The organism is Rhizobium leguminosarum (assembly GCF_019798305.1).
GTDB lineage: Bacteria > Pseudomonadota > Alphaproteobacteria > Rhizobiales > Rhizobiaceae > Rhizobium > Rhizobium leguminosarum_U.
Window position 1 is genome coordinate 19,284 of the sequence record NZ_JAAXDD010000023.1, and the last position, 23,705, is coordinate 42,988.

Here is a 23,705-nt window from a genome sequence, read left to right on the forward strand (position 1 = left end):
AGTTTCGAGCCTCGATTTGGCCGAAAGCGTTCTTATAACATCGCGACCGAGTCCAACAGGAGTTAATGAATGTTCCGATCGAGTCTTGTCGCTCTGCTTCTCGCCAGCGTTTCCGCCAATGCATGGGCGGCTGCGCCCGCGGTAAGTGCTGCGATCGCGACCGGCCTCGTCGCACATCGTGCGGTCTACGATCTGGAATTGAAGGACGCGTCGGACCGCTCTGGCATCGCCGCCATGTATGGTCGCATGGTATATGAGTTCGATGGCAGCTATTGCCAGGGCTTCACCACCAATTTCCGCTTCGTGACGCAGATCGACACCGGCGACAACGTACGCGTCAGCGACCAGCAGACGAAGACCTTCGAGAACCTGAAGGACGGCAAGTTCACCTTCGACACCAAGTCCTTCACTGACGACCAGCTCGACAAGGAGGTCAACGGTGCGGCTCAGGATCAGCCGGATGGTGTCAAGGTCGATCTGACGCAGCCGGCGAGCCGCGAGCTGCAGCTTTTAGAAAGCCGTTTTCCCACAGAACATATGCTCGACGTGATCCAGCACGCCAAGGACGGCAAGCGCTTCTTCGAGGCGCGCGTCTTCGACGGTTCGGACGACGGCGACAAGTCGCTGGTGACGACGACGATCGTCGGCAAGCAGGAGACGCCGATCGCCGAGGAAACCGATGCCGGTAACGCCGGCGCTTTCTCCAAGACGGCCTTCTGGCCGGTAACGATCGCCTATTTCAACGAGAGTGCGAAGTCGGATGCTTTGCCGGTCTACCGTATGTCGTTCAAGCTTTATGAGAACGGCATTACCCGCGACCTGACGATGGATTATGGCGATTTCGTCCTGACCGGCAAGCTCGCCAAGCTGGAGCTGCTCGACCGCAAGGCCGAGGTTTGCAAATAGGCGGCGAGAGCACGCCTTGTCATAAAACTGTATCATAAAATTCACTACGGTTCGGTGATCAGCGATGACTGAGTCGCCGTCTGTCGTCCTGCTTTTCGGGTCGGTGCGATCCCAGCGGCCAAGCCATTGCGATGACGTCTATCTGTTAGACTGCGTAGACCATTACGCATCGCAAGCTTGAAAGCCCGAACCATGGCCGATACCGATCTCGCGACTGTTCAGAATGCCGCCCTGCCGGTTGTCGTCGCCGATCCGGCGGAAATTGCCCGCATTTCCGATAGCATCAATATCACCGACCGCGCCGGCATCTCGGTCTATGGCGACCGCGCCCAGCAGGCGGTCAGCGATTATGCCGACAAGATCCTGCGCGAAGTCCGCAACAAGGACCTCGGCGATGTCGGCCGCCTGCTGACCGACATCATCCTCAAATCGAAAAGCCTCGATCCGGCATCGCTGAAGGATAAGGGCTTCCTCAGCCGCATGTTTCTCTCGGCCAAGGCCCGGCTCGACCGCTTCAAGGCGGAGTTCGAGGACGTGGCCGGTCAGATCGACCGGATCGGCCTGGAGCTCGACCGCCATAAGGATACGCTGAGGCGCGACATCGCGCTGCTCGACGACCTGCATGAGGAAACCCGGCAATCGATCATGCGGCTCGAGGCCTATGTCCAGGCCGGCAAGACTTTCGCCGAGCGTTTTCGCAGCGTCGATCTGCCGAGGCTCAAGGCGCAAGCCGAGGCGGCAGCGACAGGCCCCGGCGGCGGCATGCTGGAGGCGCAGACCTATCAGGACAGCATGCAGGCGCTCGACCGGCTGGAAAAGCGGGTCTTCTACCTGCAGCAGGCCCGCCAGCTCGGTATCCAGCAATTGCCGCAGATCCGCATCGTCCAGGCGGGTGACGAAACGCTGATCGAGAACCTGCAGGCGACGTCGGCGCTGACGGTGCCGGCTTGGAAGCAGAAGATGGTGATCCTGCTCGGCCTGACGCGGCAGAAATCGGCGCTCGACTTGCAGAAGGCGGTGACCGACGCCACCAACGACATGATCCGCCAGGCATCCGAGATGATGAAGGATCAGGCGATATCAATCGAGCAGCAGTCGCAGCGCGGCATCGTCGACATCGACACGCTCGCCAGGGCGAACAGGGATCTGATCGACACGATATCCGGCGTGCTGCAGGTTCAGGAGGAGGGGCGCCGGAAGCGGGCGCTCGCCGAGCAGCAGATGGAACAGATGACGGTCGAACTCAAGAAGGCGATGACCCAGGCGTGATCGGTAAGGTGACGATGCGAGCGCTGCTTTCAGGCCTGGCACTTCTTGCCGCTCTGGCCCTTACCGGCTGCAGTCCCTTCGGCCAGGGGCCGGATTTCTCGATCGTATCCGGATCGGAGAATACCGTTCTGCAGCCGATCGTCGAGGAATTCTGCAAGCAGAAGAACGCCACCTGCACCTTCAAATATGAAGGCACGCTCGATATCGGCCTAGCGCTGCAGAGCGAAGAGGGCGTCGTGCAGGATGCGGTCTGGCCCGCCTCCAGCGTCTGGGTCGACATGTTCGACACCAGGCGCCGCGTCAAGAACCTGACCTCGATCGCTCAGACGCCGGTGGTATTGGGCGTACGTAGGTCGAAGGCACAGCAACTCGGCTGGATCGGCAAGGATGTCTTCATGAAAGACATTCTCGCTGCCGTCGAGAGCGGGTCGCTGAAGTTCCTGATGACCTCGGCGACGCAATCCAATTCGGGCGCCAGCGCCTATCTTGCCATGCTGTCGAGCGCGCTCGGCAACAAGCCGGTGATCGAACCCGGCGATCTCGACGACAGACACGTCCAGGAGAGCGTCCGGTCGCTGCTTTCAGGTGTCGTGCGCTCTTCCGGTTCTTCGGGCTGGCTCGCCGATCTCTATGTCGAATCCGCCGGCAAGGGCACGGTCTATGACGCGATGTGGAATTACGAAGCGGTGCTGAAGGAAACCAACGACAAGCTCGCTGCCCTGTCGCAGGAACCGCTTTACGCCATCTATCCGGCAGATGGTGTGGCCATGGCGGATTCGCCGATCGGTTTCGTCGATCATGGCCGCGGGCCAGAAGTCCAGACCTTCTTCAAAGATCTGCTCGCCTATCTCAGCTCAGCGCCCGTGCAGCAGCGCATCGCCGATACCGGCCGGCGCATTCCGCTTACCGGCGTTGCCGCAAAACCGGACCCGAGCTGGAATTTCGACCCCGCCCGGCTGGTGACGGCGATCCGCATGCCGGAGGCGGGCGTCATCCGCCAGGCGCTCAACCTTTATCAGGCGGCGCTGCGCAAACCGTCGCTGACTGCGCTCTGCCTCGATTTTTCCGGCTCGATGCAAGGGGACGGCGAGGAGCAGTTGCAGAAGGCGATGCGTTTCCTGTTGACACCAGACGAAGCGAGCAAGGTACTGGTGCAATGGTCGCCCGCCGATCAGATTATCGTCATTCCCTTCGACGGCAGCGTGCGCAGCACGTTCATGGCGAGTGGAAATCCGCTGGAGCAGGAAGGGTTGCTGAATGAGATTTCCCGGCAGAGGGCCGATGGCGGCACGAACATGTATGCCTGCGCCGAACGGGCTCTGCAGCAGATTGCCCGAACCGACAGGCTCTCGACTCATCTGCCTGCCATCGTCATCATGACCGATGGCAAGTCCGATGATCAAAGCCAGGCTTTCATGCGTTCATGGAACGCGATGGAGCCACATGTGCCGATCTTCGGCATCACCTTCGGCGATGCCGACAAGACGCAGCTCGACAGCCTCGCCAAGCTGACCTCAGCGCGCGTGTTCGACGGCGGCTCGGATCTCGCCACCGCCTTTCGTACGGCGCGAGGCTATAATTAGGACTGGCATGCGCAACTGGCTCGGCAATGACGGCAACTGGATCGTAGCGGGACTGGCGGCGGCAATCACCGTGCCGTTCTTGAGCTTTGCCGCCGGCATGCCCTTCTGGATCGCTGCCATCATCGCCCTCCTGGTCTTTGCCGGCCTCGTCATTCTGCTTGCACCGCGCCGGCTGTTCGAAGGCCTCGATATCAAGCGCATCGGCAGCGGACGCGTCGCCTTTGCCCGTGACCTGCTGGAGGCTGCCGTTCCTTTTGCCGAACGCCTGGAGACTGCCGCGGATGTGATCGGCGACAACCAGATGGCGGCCGCAGTTCGGCATCTCGCTGAAATCGCCGCCGATGTCCTTCGCAAGGTCGAAGCCAAGCCCGAAAGTGCCAATGCCGTGCGGCGGTTCCTCTCCTATTATCTGCCGCGTTCTGCCGAGCTGGCGGAAGGCTTTGCCGTCATTGAGGTCAAGCGCGTTCCCGACCTCAAGCAGTTGGAGGAGGTGCGCGGCGTGCTAGTGAAGCTTGAAGAGGCCTTCGTCCACTACGCTGACAGCCTGGTTGATGAGGAACTCGGCACGCTCGACACCGATCTGCGCCTCATCCAGGCATCGCTCAAAGAGGATATCGGACGCTGATGGCCCTTTCTCGTCGCGCCTTTGGAGTGGGACTGCTCGGAGCCGGCGTCGTCGGCACCGGCGGTTATTTCGCCGTCCGGGATCGGCCGGAATTGCAGGGCCTGCTCGGCAGCCGCACGACGCTGTTCGGCTTCGTCGGCGGCGAGAAGGAGGCCTTCCTGGCCGATCCTGACGTCATCAGGGCGCTCGGCGGATACGGGTTGACGGTGGATAGCCGCGTCGCGGGCTCCGTGGAGATGGTCCGCGAACAGGCGCTGCAGTCGCAGCGTCCGCAATTCCTCTGGCCGTCCTCCTCGATCATGGTCGATATCGCCAGACAAAACGGCATCAATATCCGCAACGACCGCGTCGTGCTGAACACACCCATCGTGGTCTATTCCTGGCAGCCCGTTGTCGACGGATTGATGAAAACGGGATTGGTGACGGTGACGAACGAAGGTCATCATCAGCTCGACCTCAAGGCGTTGCTTGATTCGATTCTTGCCGGATCCGACTGGTCGAAGCTCGGCGTCAATTCGCTCTACGGCCGCGCCCGCATCGTCTCGACCGATCCGAACCGCTCGAATTCCGGCTTCATGTTCGCAGGCCTGGCGCTCAGCCTTTTCAGCGGCAATGTCGCGACATCAGGTGACCTTGCTACGTTTGGCGCCAAAGTGCAGGCGATCTTCCGCAACATGGGCTTCAAGTCACCATCCTCAGGCAAGCTTTTCGACCAGTATCTGGCAGGCGGCCTCGGCGGCGAGCCGATGATCGTCGGCTATGAGAACCAGCTGGTCGAGTGGATCCTTGCCGATCCCGCGCGATGGGATCGGATCAAGGCGAGCGCCGGCGCAAAGCCCGTAGTGCTCTATCCGCGCCCGACCGTTTATTCGGCACATCCGCTGATCGTCGTCGACGAGAACGCCAACCGGCTGATCGAAGCGCTGGTGAGCGCGAAGCTCCAGGAACTTGCCTGGACGGGACACGGCTTCCGTGGTCCGCTGGGAACTGCCACCGGCAATGCCGACAGCACGATCGGCTCTCTGCTGCCGGCCGAGGTCGATGCCATCCTGCCGATGCCGGATGCAGGCGTTATGCTGTCGCTGCTGCCGACACTGCTAAGCTAAGCGGCCAGGTTTTTTCCGCATAAGCCTTGCTTTTGCGCCAAATCGAATGTATGGGCACCGGCATTCCACACGTAAGGCATGGGATCGTCCGGGAGAAATCCGGGCTGTTCCGCCCGGTGGCATTCTCGAAGAGGGTGCTGTTCGCCTTGCGGAGGTTCAACCGGAAAAGGAGTAACAAGGCATGGCATTGCCTGATTTTTCTATGCGCCAGCTGCTTGAGGCAGGCGTCCACTTTGGCCACCAGACGCATCGCTGGAACCCGAAGATGAAGCCGTACATCTTCGGCGACCGTAATAACATCCACATCATCGACCTGGCTCAGACTGTTCCGATGCTGTCGCGCGCCCTTCAGGTCGTCAGCGACACCGTTGCCCGCGGCGGCCGTGTTCTCTTCGTCGGCACCAAGCGCCAGGCGTCTGAGATCATCGCCGACAGCGCCAAGCGCTCGGCCCAGTACTACGTCAACTCGCGCTGGCTCGGCGGCATGATGACGAACTGGAAGACGATCTCCAACTCGATCCAGCGCCTGCGCAAGCTCGACGAGATCCTGAACGGCGAAGCCCAGGGCTTCACCAAGAAGGAACGCCTGAACCTCGAGCGCGAGCGTGAAAAGCTCGACAAGGCTCTCGGCGGTATCCGCGATATGGGCGGCACGCCCGACCTGATGTTCATCATCGACACCAACAAGGAAAAGATCGCGATCGACGAAGCCAAGCGCCTCGGCATCCCGGTTGTCGCTATCATCGATTCGAACTGCGATCCGGACCTGATCGACTATCCTATCCCGGGTAACGACGACGCATCGCGCGCGATCGCCCTTTACTGCGAGCTGATCTCCCGCGCCGCCATCGACGGCATCGCGCGTCAGCAGGGCTCTTCCGGCCGCGATCTCGGCGCATCCTTCGAAGTTCCGGTCGAGCCGGCTCTCGAGGAATCAGCCGAAGGCTGATGAAAGCAGGCGGATCGAAAAGGTCCGCCAATGCTTGCAGAGACTGGGCTTGCAGAGACTGGGAAAGGCCGCTCGCGACTCATCGAAGTTCGGCGGCCTTGCCTGTTTCAAGGGGAGGGCATCAGGCTCTCCGCCCGAAAAGTTTCGTTATGACGCGTCTTCATCACGCTGTCATACACACAGGTACATTTCGTGCCTCAATCCGGTGCCGAGCCGCGCTTTGCGGTCCACCGTATGAACCGACAAGAGGAAGCTAATGAGCGAGATTACGGCTGCAATGGTGAAGGAACTGCGCGAAAAGACCGGCGCAGGCATGATGGACTGCAAGAAGGCTCTTGCTGAAACCGGTGGCGACATGGAAGCGGCGATCGACTGGCTGCGCGCCAAGGGCATCGCCAAGGCCGACAAGAAGTCCGGCCGCACCGCCGCCGAAGGCCTCATCGGCGTTTCGAGCCAGGGCACCAAGGCCGTCGTCGTCGAAGTCAATTCCGAAACCGACTTCGTTGCCCGTAACGATGCCTTCCAGGATCTCGTCCGCGGAATCGCCAAGGTCGCTGTCTCGACCGATGGCACGGTCGAGGCCGTTGCCGCTGCGACCTACCCGGCATCCGGCAAGTCGGTTTCCGACACGATCAAGGATGCGATCGCAACGATCGGCGAGAACATGAACCTGCGTCGTTCGACCGCTCTGTCCGTCGAGGACGGCGTCGTCGCCACCTATATCCACAATGCTGTTTCCGACGGCCTCGGCAAGCTCGGCGTTCTGGTCGCGCTGAAGTCGACCGGCGACAAGGAAGCCCTGAACGCCATCGGCCGTCAGGTTGCCATGCACATCGCCGCGACCGCGCCGCTGGCGATCCGCCCGGAAGAAGTCGATGCCGCCGTCGCCGAGCGCGAGCGCAACGTCTTCATCGAGCAGTCGCGCGCTTCCGGCAAGCCTGACAACATCATCGAAAAGATGGTCGAAGGCCGCATGCGCAAGTTCTTCGAGGAAGTCGCCCTTCTCTCGCAGGCCTTCGTCATCAATCCGGATCTGACCGTCGCCGCTGCCATCAAGGAAGCTGAAAAGGCCGTCGGCGCGCCGATCGAGGTTGCCGGCATGGCCCGTCTGCTGCTTGGCGAAGGCGTCGAGAAGGAAGAAACCGACTTCGCGGCCGAAGTCGCTGCTGCCGTCAAGGGTTGATCTTCCAGCCATAATTGGGAAAACACGAAGGGCATCGCGTGACAACGCGGTGCCCTTCGTGTATCGGGCATTCACGGCAATTTACGAGGAGCCAAGATGTCTTTAGAGCCTGTCTATAAACGTGTTCTACTCAAGGCTTCCGGCGAGGCGCTCATGGGTGGCCAGGGTTTCGGGATCGATGTGACGGTGGCGGACCGCATTGCATCCGACATCGCCGAGGCAAGGCATATGGGCGTGGAAGTCGGCGTCGTCGTCGGTGGTGGCAATATCTTCCGCGGTGTCGCGGTAGCGTCCAAGGGCGGCGACCGGGTCACCGGCGACCATATGGGCATGCTCGGCACCATCATCAACGCGCTGGCGCTGGCGACCTCGCTGCGCAAGCTGAACATCGATACGGTGGTGCTTTCGGCCATCTCCATGCCGGAGATTTGTGAAAGTTTCTCGCAGCGCGCGACCCTCTACCATCTGTCGATGGGACGCGTGGTGATCTTTGCCGGCGGCACCGGTAATCCCTTCTTCACCACCGATTCCGCTGCAGCACTCCGCGCCGCCGAAATGGGTGCGGAAGCGATCTTCAAGGGCACTCAGGTCGACGGCATCTACACCGCCGACCCCAAAAAATATCCCGATGCGACCCGCCTCGACCGGCTGACGCACCAGGAAGTGCTGGACAGGGGGCTGGCGGTGATGGACGTTGCCGCCGTGGCGCTGGCCAGAGAAAATTCCATTCCGATCATCGTCTTCTCGATCCACGAAAAAGGCGGTTTTGCTGAAATCTTGACGGGCGGTGGCCTCAAGACCATCGTCTCCGACAACTGATATAAGCTGCGCCGCGGTTTCGGCGCAGCCCTCGCTAGAACATGATGATTTTAGGCCCGATGGGCCTAAATCTGAATCATGTTCTACATTAGATAGTTAGAGCATGATGTCGCCCGAAAACCGCTGACACTTTTCGGCATCATGCTCTGGACGGGAGCATCGACATGAGTGAAGGTATCGATATCAAGGAACTGAAGCGCCGCATGGATGGCGCGATTTCCGCATTCAAGGGCGACATCGCATCGCTGCGCACCGGCCGTGCTTCGGCCAACATCCTCGACCCGGTCACGGTCGAGGCCTATGGTTCGCGCATGCCGCTGAACCAGGTCGCCAACATCACCGTGCCTGAGCCGCGCATGCTGTCGGTTTCCGTCTGGGACAAGTCGATGGTCAGCGCCGTCGAGCGCGGCATCCGCGAATCCAATCTCGGCCTCAACCCGATCATCGACGGCCAGAACCTGCGCATTCCGCTGCCGGAACTGAACGAGGAGCGCCGCAAGTCGCTCGTCAAGGTGGCGCACGACTATGCCGAAAAGAGCAAGGTGGCGATTCGCCATGTCCGCCGCGACGGAATGGACGGCCTCAAGAAGGCCGAAAAGGACGGCGTCATCGGCCAGGACGAGAGCCGGGCGCAGTCGGAACGTGTACAGAAGATGACGGACGAGACGATTTCCGAAGTCGACCGCTTGCTTGGCGAGAAGGAAAAGGAAATCATGCAGGTCTAGTGGATCTGTGCCTTTGCCTGGAAAGACCGGACGGGAAATGTCGGAATCTGTATTTGTAACTGTGCCAGAGCATGTTGCCATCATCATGGACGGCAATGGCCGTTGGGCCAAGCAGCGTGGTCTGCCGCGCACGATGGGCCATCGCAAGGGTGTGGAGGCGGTACGCGAGACAGTACGCGCCGCCGGCGCCGTCGGCATAAAATATCTGACCCTCTTTGCCTTCTCCTCGGAGAACTGGCGTCGGCCCGAAGCCGAGGTCTCTGATTTGCTCGGTCTGCTCAAGGCTTTCATCCGCCGTGACCTCACCGAGCTCCATCGCCAGAACGTGCGGATCAAGGTGATCGGCGACCGCCACAGCCTGCGCAGCGACATTCTCGGCCTGCTGCTCGAAGCCGAGGAAACGACCAAGGACAACACGGCGCTGACGCTGGTCATCGCCTTCAACTATGGCTCTCGCGACGAGATCGCCCGCGCCGCGGTGAGCCTTGCCAGGGATGTCGAGGCTGGCCGCCTGAGGGCGCAGGACATCACCGCGGCGCTGATCAACGCCCGTCTCGACACGGCAGGCATCCCTGATCCGGATCTCATCATCCGCACCAGCGGCGAGGAGCGGCTTTCCAACTTCCTCCTCTGGCAGGCCGCCTATTCGGAATTCATCTTCCTTCCGGAATACTGGCCGGATTTCACCGCCGAAATCTTCCGTTCGGCGCTCGAGACATTCGCCTCTCGCGACCGGCGCTTCGGCGGCCTCTCGTCGCAGGCAGCCGCGGTCGGCACCTGATGCAGAGGGAATTGAAGCTCCGCATTGTTTCAGGACTGATCCTTGCTGCCATCGTTCTTGCCGCCACCTGGTATGGCGGCCTTGCCTTCCGCATCCTGGCGGTCGTCATTGGCCTGCTGATCTACTATGAATGGTCGAAGATCACCGGTATCGCCCGCGATTGGGTTGCCAATGCCGTCGGCTGGATCGGCGAGGCGGCGATCGCCTTCCTTGTGCTTGTCGGCAATTTCGAATTCGCCGCCGGCATGCTGGCCGGCGTCACCGCCGTCGGCATCGCCCTGATCATCTTGCAAGGCACGAGCCGCTGGTTTCCGGCTGGCCTGTTTTATGCCGGCGCTACCGGCCTGGCACTTGCCGCGATCAGAAGCGATGACCGGCCCGGCCTTTACGCCATGCTCTTCGTCTTTGCCGTCGTCTGGGCAACCGATATCCTTGCCTATTTCGTCGGCAGGGCGCTCGGCGGACCGAAGCTTGCCCCTTCAATCTCGCCTGGAAAGACCTGGTCTGGCGCAATCGGCGGCGCCGTTTCGGCCGTCGCAGCCGGCGTCGTTCTCGTTCATTTTCTCCTCCCGGGCGCTGAAATCATCGCCGCCTTCGTGGCGCTCGTTCTGTCGGTTTGCAGCCAGTCCGGCGATCTTTTCGAATCGTTTATCAAGCGGAAATTCGGCGTCAAGGATTCCAGCCGTCTCATTCCCGGCCATGGCGGCGTCATGGACCGTGTCGACGGACTGATTTTTGCCTGTTTTTCGGCGTTCTTGCTTGCAGGGCTTTTTTCCCTGATAAAGGAGACCGGAACGACGTCGCTCGGCGCGGCATTGTTCGGACTCTGACAACGCGGCAGTCTGACGGAAGGCACTCATGGAAACGCTGAGCGGCATATACGCATTTTTGATGGGGAATATCGTTACCTTCATCCTCGTGCTGTCACTGCTCGTCTTTGTGCATGAGATGGGCCATTACCTCGTCGGGCGTTGGAGCGGCATTCGCATCCTTGCCTTTTCCGTCGGTTTCGGTCCGGAGATATTCGGCTTCACCGACCGCCACGGAACGCGCTGGAAGATCTCGGTGATCCCGCTTGGCGGCTACGTCCGGTTCTTCGGCGACGAGGATGCTTCGAGCAAGCCCGACACCGACAAGATCGCCGCTATGTCCGAAGAGGACAGAGCGCGCTCCTTTGCCGGCGCCAAGCTGTGGAAACGCGCTGCAACCGTTGCGGCTGGCCCGATTGCCAATTTTCTGCTGGCGATCGCCATCTTCACCATTCTTTTCTCGGTCTATGGCCGCATGATCGCCGATCCTGTCGTTGCCGAGGTCAAGCCTGATGGCGCTGCTGCTGCCGCCGGCATCCTTCCAGGCGATCTATTGATCGCCATCGATGGCGGCAAGGTCGAGACCTTCGACGATGTGCGCCGCTATGTCAGCATCCGGCCGAGCCAGCAGATCGTCGTGACGATCGAGCGCGCCGGCCAGAAGCTCGACGTGCCGATGGTGCCGCAACGCACCGACACGACTGACCAGTTCGGTAACAAGGCTGAGGTCGGCCAGATCGGCATTGTCACCAACCAGCAGGCTGGCAATTTCCGCCTGCAGACCTATACGCCGCTCCAGGCGCTGCGTGAGTCTGTGCTCCAGACCCGGGATATCGTCACCGGCACCTTCAAATATATCGGTAACATCTTCAGCGGAACGATGCGCGCCGACCAATTGGGTGGGCCGATCCGCGTCGCGCAAGCCTCGGGCCAGATGGCGTCGCTTGGGATAGGCGCAGTGTTGCAGCTTGCGGCGGTGCTTTCTGTTTCGATAGGATTGCTTAACCTGATGCCGGTTCCGGTACTTGATGGCGGCCACTTGATGTTCTATGCGGTGGAAGCGGTGAGGGGAAAGCCGCTCGGCTCTTCGGCCCAGGAAATTGCATTTCGCATCGGCCTGGCGATGATCCTGACATTGATGGTTTTCACGACCTGGAACGACATTGGCTCGTTGAGAGGGTAAACGCGCAAGGCGAGGCTAATTACTATTTATTTACGATGTTTCAAGGCTGTAGTGGCGAATGGGTCACGCTTGCAAATGAAGTAAACAGAAATTAACGACCTGCCTTGCTTGTATGTCAAAAGCGGGTAAAACGACACACGTGACCGGAATCGGGTTCTCCCGGAGCCGGGGACGAGGGAAACAAAGGTAATGGGTGAAATGAAGGCTGGTTCAAAGTTTTTGAACGCAGTATCGGCGGTTGCGCTGTCTGCTAGTGTTGTTGCTTCGGGCGCAGGTGCTTTGACGTTCGTTTCCGCTACGGCCGCTGAGGCCGCGGTTATCCAGCGCATCGATGTGCGCGGCGCAAGCCGCGTCGGCGCGGAAGCCGTCCGGTCGAACCTTACCATCGCTCCCGGCAAGAGTTTTTCCAACAGCGATATCGATGCCTCGGTCAAGCAGCTCTACGGGACGGGTTACTTCTCCGACGTCAAGATCTCGGTCTCCGGAAGCACGCTCGTCGTCAACGTCCAGGAAGCCCAGCTCGTCAATCAGGTTGTCTTCAACGGCAACCGCAAGATCAAGGACGACAAGCTCGCGACTGTCGTCCAGACCCATGCTGCCGGCCCTTATAGCGACACCCAGATTCAGGCTGACATCCAGTCGATCAAAGACGCCTACGCCGCCACTGGCCGCAGCGAGGTCGAAGTTACGACGCAGGTGGTGCCGCTCGGCGAAGGCCGCGTCAACCTTGCCTTCGTCATCAACGAGGGTGACCGCACCAAGATCGATTCGATCAACTTCGTCGGCAATAATGCCTATAGCGCTGGCCGCCTGGCTGCCGTCATCGCCACCAAGCGTTCGAACTTCCTGTCGTTCCTGACCCGCAAGGACGTCTACAACGAAGACAAGCTCCACGCCGACGAAGAAGCGCTGCGGCAGTTCTATTACAATCGCGGCTACGCCGACATGCGCATCGTCTCTTCCGATGCCACCTTCGACGATGCGACCAACAAATACACGCTCACCTTCAACATCGAGGAAGGGCAGCGTTACGATTTCGGACCAGTGACCGTTCAGTCGACTGTCGAAGGCGTCGGCTCCGACCAGCTGCAGCCGCTCGTGCGCACCCGCGAAGGCCAGGTCTACAGCGCCAAGGAAGTACAGAAGTCGATCGAGGCGATCTCCGATCAGGTGGCGTCTGCCGGCTATCCCTTTGCACGCGTCACGCCGCGCGGCAACCGCGACCTCAACAACAACACGATCGGTGTTGAATATCTGGTCGACCAGGGCGAGCGCGCCTATGTCGAGCGCATCGAGATCCGTGGCAACAGCCGCACGCGCGACTACGTCATCCGCCGCGAATTCGACATGAGCGAAGGCGACGCCTTCAACCAGCAGATGATCACCAGGGCCAAGCGTCGTCTCGAAGCGCTCGGTTATTTCTCCTCGGTCAACATCTCCACCCAGCCGGGCAGTTCCCCGGACCGTGTCGTGGTGGTCGTCGACGTGCAGGATCAGTCGACCGGTTCGTTCGGTATCGGCGCGGGTTATGCCGCCGGCGGCGACGGCTTGCTGCTCGAAGCATCGATCGAGGAAAAGAACTTCCTCGGCCGCGGCCAGTACATCCGCATCTCGGCCGGCGGCGGCCAGGAAGGCTCGCGCGCCTACGGCGTCAACTTCACCGAACCCTATTTCCTCGGCTACCGACTGGCGGCAGGCTTCGACGTCAATCGCAGCGAAACGTCGAGCAACCAGGACTACGATTACGAGGAAACCAGCGTCGTCCTGCGCGTCACTGCGCCGATTACCGAAGACCTGGCGACGACCTTCCGCTATAACTACAAGCAGATGAATTACGACGGCGATACCTCCGACCTGTCGGCGACCTACGCCAATCTGGTCGACGAGAGCCCGTGGACACGCTCTTCCGTCTCGCAGACGCTGACCTACAACACGCTTGACGACACCGTCCAGCCGCGTGAAGGCATCTATGCGACGGCGACGCAGGAAATTGCCGGCCTCGGCGGCGACTCACAGTTCTACAAGATCTACGGCAAGGCCCGCTATTACCATCTGCTTGCCGACGATGCCGATATCATCGGCTCGGTCTCGGGTTCGGCTGGTTATGTCGTCCCCTTCGGCGACCATCTGAACGTCTTCGACCAGTTCACGCTGACCAACGGCGATATTCGCGGTTTCGAGAACAAGGGTATCGGCCCGCGCATCACCGGGGACCACGACGATCCGCTCGGTGGCACGACCTATTTCGCGGCGTCTGCGGAAGCGACCTTCCCAATGCCGGGCTTCCCACGTGACTTCAATCTGCGCGGCGCAGTCTTTGCCGATGCCGGCACGCTGTTTGGCAATGACGTCGAGCTTCTCGGGTCCGACCAGGCCGAGGGCACCAGCGCTTCGCTTCGTGCTTCCGTCGGTGTCGGTGTCGTCTGGCAGTCTCCCTTCGGTGCATTGCGTGTGGATTACGCGATCCCGGTCCTCAAGGAAGACTTCGACAAGACGCAGAACTTCAAGTTTGGCATCAACAACCAATTCTGATATCGGCAGTCCGGAACTGTAAGACTCAATTCCGTTCTGGAGCATTGCCGGTGGAGCAAAACGTTTTTTTTCTGCCCCATGAAGGTCTGAGGCTCGTTGAGCTGGCAGAATTTCTTGGGGCGGAGCTTGTCAATTCCGACCATGCCGATGTTATCGTCAGGTCCGTTGCCCCCATCAGCCGGGCACGGGCAGGCGATATCTGTTATATCTTGTCGCGCCGCAGCCGCGATGAGCTGGCGACATGCGAAGCCTCGGCGGTGATCTGCGACAAGGCGCTCGCCGATCTCGTCCCCCAACATCTCCCGGTCATGCTGTCGTCCAATCCGCATGCGGCCTTCGCGATGGCAGGCGGGCTGTTCTATCCCACGGCACTGCGCCCGGTCGCCTTTTCCGGTGAAAGCGAGATCGCGCCAAGCGCGGTGATCGATCCGAGCGCCAAGCTTGAAATGGGTGTGATCGTCGAGCCGATGGCCGTCATCGGTGCGCATGCCGAGATCGGCGAAGGGACGCGTATTGGCGCGCACAGCATCATCGGCCCCAATGTCAAGATTGGCCGGGATTGTTCGATTGCGGCCGGCGCGAGCATTCTCTGCGCTCTGCTCGGCAACGGCGTCATTATCCACAACGGCGCCCGCATCGGCCAGGATGGTTTCGGTTATGCGCCGGGTCCGCGCGGCATGATCAAGATCGTCCAGATCGGCCGAGTGATCATCCAGGATAATGTCGAGATCGGCGCCAACACCACGATCGACCGTGGCGCCATGGACGATACGGTGATCGGTGAAGGCACCAAGATCGACAACCAGGTACAGATCGGCCACAACGTCCAGATCGGCCGTCATTGCGCCATCGTCGCGCAGGTCGGCATTGCCGGCAGCGCGAAGATCGGCAATGGCGTGCAGATCGGCGGCCAGGTCGGCATCAAGGGGCATGTGACGATCGGCGACGGCGTGCAGATCGCCGCCCAAAGCGGTATCATGACCGATCTTGCCGCCGGTGGACAATATGGTGGGACACCTGCGCGTCCGCTGAATGATTATCTGAGAGATGTCGCGCAACTGATGTCCAAGACCAGGGTGCGCGGAAAGAAACCTGGAGGCGAGAAAAATGACTGAGGAAGCCACGACAACGCTTTCTTCGGCTGACATCATCGAGATCATGAAGCTGCTGCCGCATCGTTACCCGTTTCTCATGGTCGACAAGATCATCGAGATCGACGGCGATAACACGGCGATCGGCATCAAGAACGTCACAGTGAACGAACCGCATTTCACCGGCCATTTTCCGGAATCTCCGATCATGCCCGGCGTTCTCTTGATCGAGGGCATGGCTCAGACCGCGGGTGCGATCTGTGCCAAGAAGGATGGCCAACCGGGCAACCTCGTCTATTTCATGACCATCGAGAATGCGCGCTTCCGCAAGCCCGTCGTACCCGGCGATCGTGTTGAGTTCCATGTCAGGAAGCAGAAGCAGCGCGGCAATATCTGGAAATTCCATTGCGATGCCAAGGTCGACGGTGCGCTTGTTGCCGAGGCCGATATCGGCGCGATGATCGTTCGTAAGGATCAGGCATGAGCACTATCGCCGAAAGCGCCCGCATTCATCCGATGGCTGTCGTTGAAGACGGCGCGACCATCGGTGAGGGCGTCAAGATCGGTCCCTTCTGTCATGTCAGCTCGCACGTTATCCTGCATGCGAATGTCGAGCTTTTGTCGCATGCGGTCGTGACCGGCCGCACTGTGATCGGCAAGGGCACGCGCATCTTCCCGATGGCGGTCGTCGGCGGCGATCCGCAGAGCGTGCATCATGGCGGCGAGGAGACGACGCTGACGGTGGGCGCCAACTGCACGATCCGCGAAGGCGTGACGATGAATACCGGCACGGCCGATTTTGGTGGCCGGACGATCGTCGGCGACAATAACCTCTTCCTTGCCAATTCGCATGTCGCGCACGACTGCCGGGTCGGCAATCATGTGATCATGTCGAACAACGTCATGCTCGCCGGCCATGTCGTCATCGAGGATCGCGTCATCCTGGGCGGCGGTTCGGCCGTTCACCAGTTCACCCGCGTCGGCCGTCAGGCCTTCGTCGGCGGGCTTTCGGCAGTGAGTTACGACGTCATTCCCTACGGCATGCTGAACGGCAATCCCGGGCTGCTGAGCGGCCTCAACGTCGTCGGCATGACGCGCGCCGGCGTCGACCGCGCCATCATTCACAGGGTACGTCGCGCCTATAAGTCGATCTTCGAAGGAACGGGCTCCGTCCGTGAAAACGCCGCCGCCATCCGCGAAGAATATGCCGATTGCGAGCCGGTGGTCCACATCCTCGAATTCATTGCCGCCGACAGCGACCGCGCCTTGTCCTCGCCGACCCGGGGGCAGAAGGGCTAGTCCGTGGCTATATCAGGCGACACCGCTGCGGGCCGGCTGGCGATCATCGCCGGCGGCGGTCTTCTGCCCTCCTATGTCGCCGAAGCCGCGCGCGCGGCGGGCGAAAATCCCGTGATCGTCGCGCTGAAGGATGAAAGCGACCGGCGCTGGGAAGGTTATGACCACGCCGTCATCGCCATCGGCGATTTTGCAGCCCTTGAGGGGTTGTTCAACCGCTATGGCATCAGCCGTGTCGTCATGTCCGGCAGCGTGCGGCGCCGGCCGGAATGGCGCGAGGTGCGGCCGACGCTGCGCACTCTCATGAAGATGCCGGCGGCGATCCGCACCCTGTTGTCAGGCGGCGACGATACGGTTCTGCAGATGGTGATCCGGCTGATCGAGGGAAACGGCCGGCGCGTCGTCGGTGCCCATGAGATCGCTCCCGATCTTCTTGCCTCGGTCGGCTCGCTGGGCGCTGCGGCCCCCGGCGAGGAAGATCGGCGCGATATCGGCCGCGCGGCGGAAGCCGCCGAAATGCTCGGCCGGCTGGATGTCGGCCAGGGCGCCGTCGCCATCGGCGGGCGCATCGTCGCACTGGAGGGGCCGGAAGGCACGGACGAGATGCTCGAGCGTGTCGCCGGTCTCAGAGCCGCCGGACGCATCTCTCCACGCCGTCGCGGCGCGCTCGTCAAGCTCTGCAAGCCTCAGCAGGATATTCGCGCAGACCTGCCGGCGATCGGCGTTTCCACGGTCCTGAATGCAAAGAAGGCTGGCCTTGCCGGCGTTGCGATCGAGGCAGGCCGTTCGCTGGTGCTCGATCGCGCCGCCGTCCTCAAGGCCGCCGATGAGGCCGGGCTTTTCGTCTGCGGCATCGATCGCGAGCTGCCGGCATGGGGGCTCGAATGACCGGGGCGCCGCTGAAGATCGCCGTCATCGCCGGCGAGGTGTCGGGCGACCTGCTCGGCGCCGATCTGGTCGCGGCCCTGAAGCGGATCCATGCCGGACCGATCGAACTCGTCGGTGTCGGCGGCGAGGGGCTTCAGGCCCAAGGTTTGAAATCGCTGTTCGATTTTTCCGAGCTGTCGATCATGGGCATCACCCAGGTGCTGAGCCGGCTGCCAAGGCTCTATAGCCTGATCCGCCAGACAACAGCGGCCATCATTGCCGCCAGGCCGAATATCCTGCTCATCATCGACAGCCCGGATTTCACCCACCGAGTCGCTAAGCGTGTCCGTACCGCACTGCCCGATCTGCCTGTCGTCAATTATGTCTGTCCGAGCGTCTGGGCCTGGAAGGAATATCGCGCGACGCGCATGCTGCCCTATGTCGATCATGTGCTCGCCGTCCTGCCCTTCGAGCCGGCGACGATGCGTGCGCTCGGCGGGCCTGAGACCACCTATGTCGGCCATCGCCTGATCGCTGATCCGGCGCTGCTCGAAGCGCGGCGGCTGCGCGCCGGCAGCGCATCTGTCGGGGAAGCGGGCAAGACAATCCTGATGCTTCCGGGGTCAAGATCCTCCGAAATCGCCAAACTCCTGCCGTTCTTCGAGGATGCGGCCAATGAACTCGTCGCCCGCAACGGCCCGATGCGATTCCTGCTGCCGACCGTGCCGCACAACGAAGCGCTGGTGAAGGGTCTGGTTGCCGGCTGGGCCACGCCGCCGGAGGTGGCGGTCGGGCCGGCACAGAAATGGAAGGCCTTTGCCGAAGCGGATGCGGCGATGGCAGCCTCCGGCACGGTGATCCTCGAACTCGCCCTTGCCGGCGTGCCGACGGTGTCCGTCTACAAGACGGATTGGATTATCCGCCTGCTCGCCCCGCGCATCAAGGTGTGGACGGGCGCATTGCCCAATATCATCGCCGATTATGCCGTCGTGCCGGAATATCTGAACGAGATCGTTCGCGGCGCCAGCCTCGCGCGCTGGATGGAGCGGCTGTCGGCCGACACATTCCAACTGAAGGCGATGAACGAGGGTTACGATCTCGTCTGGCAACGCATGCAGACCGAAAAGCCGCCCGGCGAGCACGCCGCCGAGATCCTTCTCGACGTCTTGAAAAAGAAAAAACCCGGTCGTTTCTGAACTGACCGGGTTTTCTTTTGGGTTCCTTTGAAGCGATCAGCGCTTCGAAACCGGGATGTAATCGCGCTTCGGTTCGCCGACATAGAGCTGGCGCGGACGGCCGATGCGCTGTTCCGGATCCTCGATCATCTCGTTCCACTGCGCAATCCAGCCGACGGTGCGGGCGAGCGCGAAGAGCACGGTGAACATGGTCGTGGGGAAGCCCAGCGCCTTCAGCGTGATTCCGGAATAGAAGTCGATGTTCGGATAGAGCTTCTTCTCGATGAAATATTCGTCGGTGAGCGCGATGCGCTCCAGTTCCATCGCCACTTCGAGCAACGGATCGTCCTTGATGCCGAGTTCGCCGAGCACTTCATGCGTCGTTTTCTGCATGATCTTGGCGCGCGGATCGTAGTTCTTGTAGACACGGTGGCCGAAGCCCATCAGCCGGAACGGATCGTTCTTGTCCTTGGCGCGGGCGACATATTCCGGAATATGATCGACCGTGCCGATTTCCGTCAGCATGTTGAGGGCTGCTTCGTTGGCGCCGCCGTGGGCGGGGCCCCAGAGGCAGGCGATGCCGGCAGCGATGCAGGCGAACGGGTTGGCGCCCGACGAACCGGCGAGACGGACGGTCGAGGTCGAGGCGTTTTGCTCGTGATCGGCATGCAGGATGAAGATGCGGTCCATGGCGCGGGCAAGCACCGGATTGACCACATATTCCTCGCAAGGAACGGCAAAGCACATGCGCAGGAAGTTCGAGGCATAGTCGAGGTCGTTCTTCGGATAAACGAAGGGTTGGCCGATATGGTACTTGTAGGCCATGGCGGCAAGCGTCGGCATCTTGGCGATCATGCGCAGGCTGGCGACCATGCGCTGGTGCGGATCGGTGATGTCTGTGGAGTCGTGATAGAAGGCCGACAGCGCGCCGACACAGCCGCACATGACGGCCATGGGATGCGCATCGCGGCGGAAGCCGGTGAAGAAGCGGCTCATTTGCTCGTGCACCATGGTGTGGTGCGTGACGCGATAGTCGAAATCCTTCTTCTGCACCGTGGTCGGCAGTTCGCCGTAAAGCAGCAGGTAGCAGACCTCGAGGAAGTCGCCATGCTCGGCGAGCTGCTCGATCGGATAGCCGCGGTGCAACAGGACACCTTCGTCGCCGTCGATGTAGGTGATTTTCGATTCACAGGATGCCGTCGAGGTGAAACCCGGATCGTAGGTGAAGGAAGCCGTGTTCTTGTAGAGGGCACCGATATCGATGACGCTCGGGCCGATCGTGCCGCTTTTGACAGCAAGGTCGACAGACTTGTCACCGATTTTTATTGTAGCGCTTTGATCCGTCATGCTGATCCTCCGAAATGGCGGTGGCGCCATAAAAGCGCCATAGGGGTTAAGCGTCCTCACCGATAGCTATATGATCGCGAAGCTAATGCCAAGTTACCGTGACGGCATTTTGTGCATTGCGGTATCATCTTTTAGGCACTGCAGCGATGAGCCGCACGCATATCCGAAGCCGATGATTCAACTCGTCTTTTTGCGCTCGCGATTTCCCCTCATATTTCAATCGATTATTCTTGCCGGATTTGATTGGAGGTTGCATTCTGGCCGCCTTCGCAGTTGGGCTTGGGCGGCACATGCAGGAGTTGACGACAGTCGAATTGCGGCCGGAAGCAGGCGAAGGCCTTGCCGACTCCGCCGGTTTTTCTCCGCCTGTCGTGGTGACGCGGCCGGCAAAGACGCAGTCGACGAGCCCCTTGCGGCACCGGCTGCCGGCAGCAGCCTCGCAATCGCTGCGTATCGGCATGCGCATGCTGGGCGAAGAGGCGGACCACGGCCGTCTGCTGCTGGTTTCGCCGGTCTTCCTCGGTGCCGGGTCAGCCTTCTGGTTTCTGGCCGCATCGGACTTTCCGCTCGTTGCATCGCTGTTCTGCCTGTTGCTGCTGACCGTCGCCGTTCTCATCGCCAGCCGCAGCCGGGCGGCATTGCGGGCAACGCTGCTGGCGCTTGCACTTGTGGCCTGCGGCATGGCCTCGGCGCAGATTGAGAGCTGGCGGGCTTCGACCGTAATCCTCGATTCCGCCGTTACGACGACGGTGACCGGCCGTGTGGAACGGCGCGAAGGCGACGGTCGCGGCCGGTGGCGCTACATTCTTGCCGTCACCGGCACGGAGGCGCCGGAGGTGAAGCGGCCGCCCGAACGCATAACCGCGATCGCCCGCGGCGCAGACGCGCCCTTCGAGATCGGTGATATCATCACCGGCAGGGCGCGGCTGACGCCGCCGGCAGGCCCGGCACTTCCTGAGCTCAACGACTTCTCCTTCGGTGCCTATTTCGATGGCATCGGCGCCAACGGCTTCTTCTACGGCGCGCCGTCGAAGGTCGACTTGCAGGCAGGTCCGCAGGCAGCAAGATCGACGTGGGAAGCTTTGCTCGAAGGGCTCTACCGGCTGCGCAGCGGCATTGGCGACCGCATAAGGTCGATCCTGCCCGGCGACACCGGCGCTTTCGCCGCTGCTCTCGTGACGGACGAGCGGCGCGCCATCTCGAATGAGACGACGGAAGCGCTGCGCCAGTCCGGCCTGGCTCATATCGTCGCCATCTCCGGCCTCAACATGGCGCTGTCGGCCGGTATCTTCTTCGTTGGGTTCCGGATGTTGCTCAGCCTCTTTCCCGGCGTCGCTGGGGCCTATCCGACGAAGAAGATCGCCGCCGCCGGCGCGCTCATCGCCGTGACCGCCTATTTCCTGATCTCGGGCTTTGGGGTCTCTGCCGAACGCGCCTTCATCATGATGGCCATCATGTTGATTGCCGTCTTCTTCGACCGGCCGTCGATCAGCCTGCGCAATGTCGCGCTCTCCGCGCTCGTCATCATCGCCATTTCGCCGTCCGAGGTCTTGGGTCCGAGCTTCCAGATGTCCTTTGCAGCGACATTGGCGCTGGTCTCGGGCTATCAGCTGTGGAAGGACCGGCGCGTTCGCGAAAACGCCTTCCTCAAGCTGCCGATCATCAGGCCGATCGTTACGATTGTGGGTTTCTTCGGCGGAGTCTTCCTGACCTCGCTGATCGGCGGCTTTTCAACCGCGCTGTTTTCGATCGAGCATTTTCATCGCCTGACCGCCTATGGCCTGCCGGCAAACCTCGCGACGATGCCGATCATCTCCTTCATCGTCATGCCGGCTGGGCTGCTGGCGATGCTGCTCATGCCTTTCGGTCTGGATGTTTGGGCCTGGAAGGTCGTCGGATTCGGCCTCGATCTGGTGATCGCGGTCGCAAAGACGGTGTCCAGCTGGGGCGGCAATATCGACGTCGGCCGCTTGCCCGCCTGGTATTTCGCGATAGCGGTCGCAGGCTTTCTGCTGCTGACGCTGCTCCGGACGCGACTGCGCCATGTCGGCACATCGATCATCGCAGTCTCGACGCTCATCCTGTTGCTTCTGCCGGTTCCCCGGCCGCCGGATCTGGTGATTTCGGAGGATGGCAACCTCGTCGCGGTCGTCGAGGCGGCAGCAATGGCTTCCAACCGTGAACGACCGCCGGATTTCATCTTCGACCAATGGCAGAGGGCGCTGGTCCTGCCGACGCATGATCCGCCGAAGATGCTGGATGGTCCTGCTATCCCGCCGGAGGGAGAAGACCGCCGCGTCAGGCTTTCCCGCGATCAGCAGACCGAAGCGAGGACCGCGATGCGGGCAGCCGCAGCGGCCGGTGAAGCAAACCGATTTTCCTGCGTCAAAAAGGCCTGGTGCACATCAAGGCTTGGCAATGGCCATGTCGTGGCCGTCATCGACAATGCCGCCTATCTCGGCCCGGCATGCGACGCTGCCGATATCATCGTGACGTCGGTCCGCCTGCGCTTGAACAGCTGCCGCTCAGGTGCGACGCTCTTCACCGGTGAGACGCTGCGCAGGACCGGTTCCGTCGAGTTGCGTTTCACGGACGCCGGCCTGGAGGTCGCAACCGCATTCGATGGGTTGTCGCGGCCATGGATGCGCCATCGCGCCTATGACTGGCGCAGCAATAGTTTTACCGAGCCCGGTCTAGCCAAAGTCAGTGATAGCGGCGAATAAGACCGACGAGCTTGCCCTGAACCTTGACACGGTCCGGCCCGAAAATCCGGGTCTCGTAAGCCGGGTTGGCGGCTTCGAGCGCAATCGAGGCGCCCTTGCGGCGGAAGCGTTTGAGTGTCGCTTCCTCGTCGTCGACGAGAGCAACGACGATATCGCCAGGACTTGCGGTGCTACCGTTGCGGATGATCACGGTGTCGCCGTCGAAGATGCCGGCATCGATCATCGAATCGCCCTTGACCTCCAGCGCATAATGTTCACCGGAGCCGAGCATGTCGGCCGGAACGACGATGTCGTGGGTGTTATTCTGGATCGCCGAGATCGGAACACCGGCAGCGATTCGGCCCATGACCGGCACGGAGACCGAGTTGCCGTTGTCGGCGACGGGTTTTGCGGCAGCGGGGGCGGCGACCGGTTGAGGTTTGCCGAGGCTGCCCTCGATGACGCTCGGCGAAAAGCCGCGCCGCGGCTGGATGCTGGGGCTGTAGGCCTCCGGAAGCTTGATGACCTCGAGCGCACGGGCCCGGTTCGGTAGGCGGCGAATGAAGCCCCGTTCCTCGAGCGCCGTAATCAAGCGATGAATCCCGGACTTCGAGGCGAGGTTCAGGGCATCCTTCATTTCGTCGAAAGATGGCGGAACGCCGGATTCCTTCATGCGCTCATGAATGAAAAGGAGAAGCTCCTGTTGTTTGCGCGTGAGCATCGACGTTGTGACCTCGTGATTGAAACAAATCCAGAA

The 23,705-nt window shown here is 61.3% G+C and carries 21 protein-coding genes; 19 read left to right on the top strand and 2 right to left on the bottom strand.

The genetic code is table 11. The annotated features are described in order from the left end of the window. Positions 1-69 precede the first annotated feature (69 nt). The 18 genes from HFO99_RS30375 (at position 70) to lpxB (ending at position 18,920) form a co-directional block, all read left to right on the top strand. Positions 70-906, top strand: coding sequence for a cell envelope integrity EipB family protein (locus tag HFO99_RS30375; RefSeq protein WP_017964136.1), 837 nt, complete (start codon positions 70-72; stop codon positions 904-906). A gap of 192 nt (positions 907-1,098) precedes the next feature. After that, a complete protein-coding gene (locus HFO99_RS30380; protein ID WP_222365425.1) occupies positions 1,099-2,175 on the top strand; it encodes a toxic anion resistance protein in 1,077 nt (358 codons plus the stop codon). Positions 2,176-2,189: 14 nt separating this feature from the next. Beyond that, positions 2,190-3,758: a substrate-binding and VWA domain-containing protein gene (locus tag HFO99_RS30385; protein WP_261323407.1), complete on the top strand. Its 1,569-nt coding sequence runs from the start codon at positions 2,190-2,192 to the stop codon at positions 3,756-3,758. Between the two features lie 7 nt (positions 3,759-3,765). Further along, positions 3,766-4,383 (top strand): 5-bromo-4-chloroindolyl phosphate hydrolysis family protein, encoded by a 618-nt coding sequence (locus HFO99_RS30390; RefSeq protein ID WP_222335395.1) that lies wholly within the window; start codon positions 3,766-3,768, stop codon positions 4,381-4,383. Continuing rightward, positions 4,383-5,489: a substrate-binding domain-containing protein gene (locus HFO99_RS30395; RefSeq protein ID WP_222365429.1), complete on the top strand. Its 1,107-nt coding sequence runs from the start codon at positions 4,383-4,385 to the stop codon at positions 5,487-5,489. The genes HFO99_RS30390 and HFO99_RS30395 overlap by 1 nt, the downstream gene beginning before the upstream one ends. A 181-nt stretch (positions 5,490-5,670) precedes the next feature. Next, positions 5,671-6,438: a 30S ribosomal protein S2 gene (gene rpsB / locus HFO99_RS30400; protein WP_017964141.1), complete on the top strand. Its 768-nt coding sequence runs from the start codon at positions 5,671-5,673 to the stop codon at positions 6,436-6,438. A 256-nt stretch (positions 6,439-6,694) separates the two neighbouring features. Next, complete coding sequence (gene tsf, locus HFO99_RS30405; RefSeq protein WP_047614958.1) at positions 6,695-7,621, top strand: translation elongation factor Ts; 927 nt, start codon at positions 6,695-6,697, stop codon at positions 7,619-7,621. Between the two features lie 96 nt (positions 7,622-7,717). Beyond that, positions 7,718-8,440, top strand: a complete 723-nt coding sequence (gene pyrH / locus HFO99_RS30410; protein WP_003539289.1) for a UMP kinase — start codon at positions 7,718-7,720, stop codon at positions 8,438-8,440. A gap of 164 nt (positions 8,441-8,604) precedes the next feature. Beyond that, a complete protein-coding gene (gene frr / locus HFO99_RS30415) occupies positions 8,605-9,165 on the top strand; it encodes a ribosome recycling factor (RefSeq protein ID WP_017964143.1) in 561 nt (186 codons plus the stop codon). Between the two features lie 37 nt (positions 9,166-9,202). Continuing rightward, positions 9,203-9,946: an isoprenyl transferase gene (locus tag HFO99_RS30420; protein ID WP_222252994.1), complete on the top strand. Its 744-nt coding sequence runs from the start codon at positions 9,203-9,205 to the stop codon at positions 9,944-9,946. Beyond that, positions 9,946-10,776 (top strand): phosphatidate cytidylyltransferase, encoded by an 831-nt coding sequence (locus HFO99_RS30425; protein WP_222365431.1) that lies wholly within the window; start codon positions 9,946-9,948, stop codon positions 10,774-10,776. The genes HFO99_RS30420 and HFO99_RS30425 overlap by 1 nt, the downstream gene beginning before the upstream one ends. A 28-nt stretch (positions 10,777-10,804) precedes the next feature. Next, complete coding sequence (gene rseP, locus HFO99_RS30430) at positions 10,805-11,938, top strand: RIP metalloprotease RseP (protein ID WP_064250066.1); 1,134 nt, start codon at positions 10,805-10,807, stop codon at positions 11,936-11,938. Positions 11,939-12,136: 198 nt separating this feature from the next. Further along, the gene (gene bamA / locus HFO99_RS30435) at positions 12,137-14,470 is read left to right on the top strand and encodes an outer membrane protein assembly factor BamA (RefSeq protein WP_222253019.1); all 2,334 of its coding nucleotides are present in this window, start codon (positions 12,137-12,139) and stop codon (positions 14,468-14,470) included. Positions 14,471-14,520: 50 nt separating this feature from the next. Beyond that, positions 14,521-15,585, top strand: coding sequence for a UDP-3-O-(3-hydroxymyristoyl)glucosamine N-acyltransferase (gene lpxD / locus HFO99_RS30440; protein WP_222365432.1), 1,065 nt, complete (start codon positions 14,521-14,523; stop codon positions 15,583-15,585). Further along, positions 15,578-16,045 (top strand): 3-hydroxyacyl-ACP dehydratase FabZ, encoded by a 468-nt coding sequence (gene fabZ, locus HFO99_RS30445; protein ID WP_017964149.1) that lies wholly within the window; start codon positions 15,578-15,580, stop codon positions 16,043-16,045. Before lpxD ends, fabZ begins: the two co-directional genes overlap by 8 nt. Further along, positions 16,042-16,860, top strand: coding sequence for an acyl-ACP--UDP-N-acetylglucosamine O-acyltransferase (gene lpxA / locus HFO99_RS30450; RefSeq protein ID WP_222252991.1), 819 nt, complete (start codon positions 16,042-16,044; stop codon positions 16,858-16,860). Before fabZ ends, lpxA begins: the two co-directional genes overlap by 4 nt. Positions 16,861-16,863: 3 nt before the next feature. Further along, on the top strand, positions 16,864-17,745 hold the full coding sequence (locus HFO99_RS30455) for an LpxI family protein (protein ID WP_222335392.1): 882 nt from the start codon (positions 16,864-16,866) through the stop codon (positions 17,743-17,745). Next, positions 17,742-18,920 (top strand): lipid-A-disaccharide synthase, encoded by a 1,179-nt coding sequence (gene lpxB, locus HFO99_RS30460; protein WP_222335391.1) that lies wholly within the window; start codon positions 17,742-17,744, stop codon positions 18,918-18,920. The genes HFO99_RS30455 and lpxB overlap by 4 nt, the downstream gene beginning before the upstream one ends. Positions 18,921-18,956: 36 nt before the next feature. Here lpxB and gltA read toward each other — a convergent pair whose 3' ends face one another. After that, positions 18,957-20,246 (bottom strand): citrate synthase, encoded by a 1,290-nt coding sequence (gltA, locus tag HFO99_RS30465; protein WP_017964153.1) that lies wholly within the window; start codon positions 20,244-20,246, stop codon positions 18,957-18,959. Between the two features lie 290 nt (positions 20,247-20,536). Between gltA and HFO99_RS30470 the strand changes: the two genes are divergently transcribed. Continuing rightward, the gene (locus HFO99_RS30470) at positions 20,537-22,969 is read left to right on the top strand and encodes a ComEC/Rec2 family competence protein (protein WP_222365433.1); all 2,433 of its coding nucleotides are present in this window, start codon (positions 20,537-20,539) and stop codon (positions 22,967-22,969) included. Here the strand turns inward: HFO99_RS30470 and lexA are convergent. After that, positions 22,950-23,669 carry a transcriptional repressor LexA gene (lexA, locus tag HFO99_RS30475; protein ID WP_222252987.1) on the bottom strand — a complete coding sequence of 240 codons (720 nt, stop codon included), beginning with the start codon at positions 23,667-23,669 and terminating at the stop codon, positions 22,950-22,952. The genes HFO99_RS30470 and lexA overlap by 20 nt on opposite strands. Positions 23,670-23,705 lie beyond the last annotated feature (36 nt).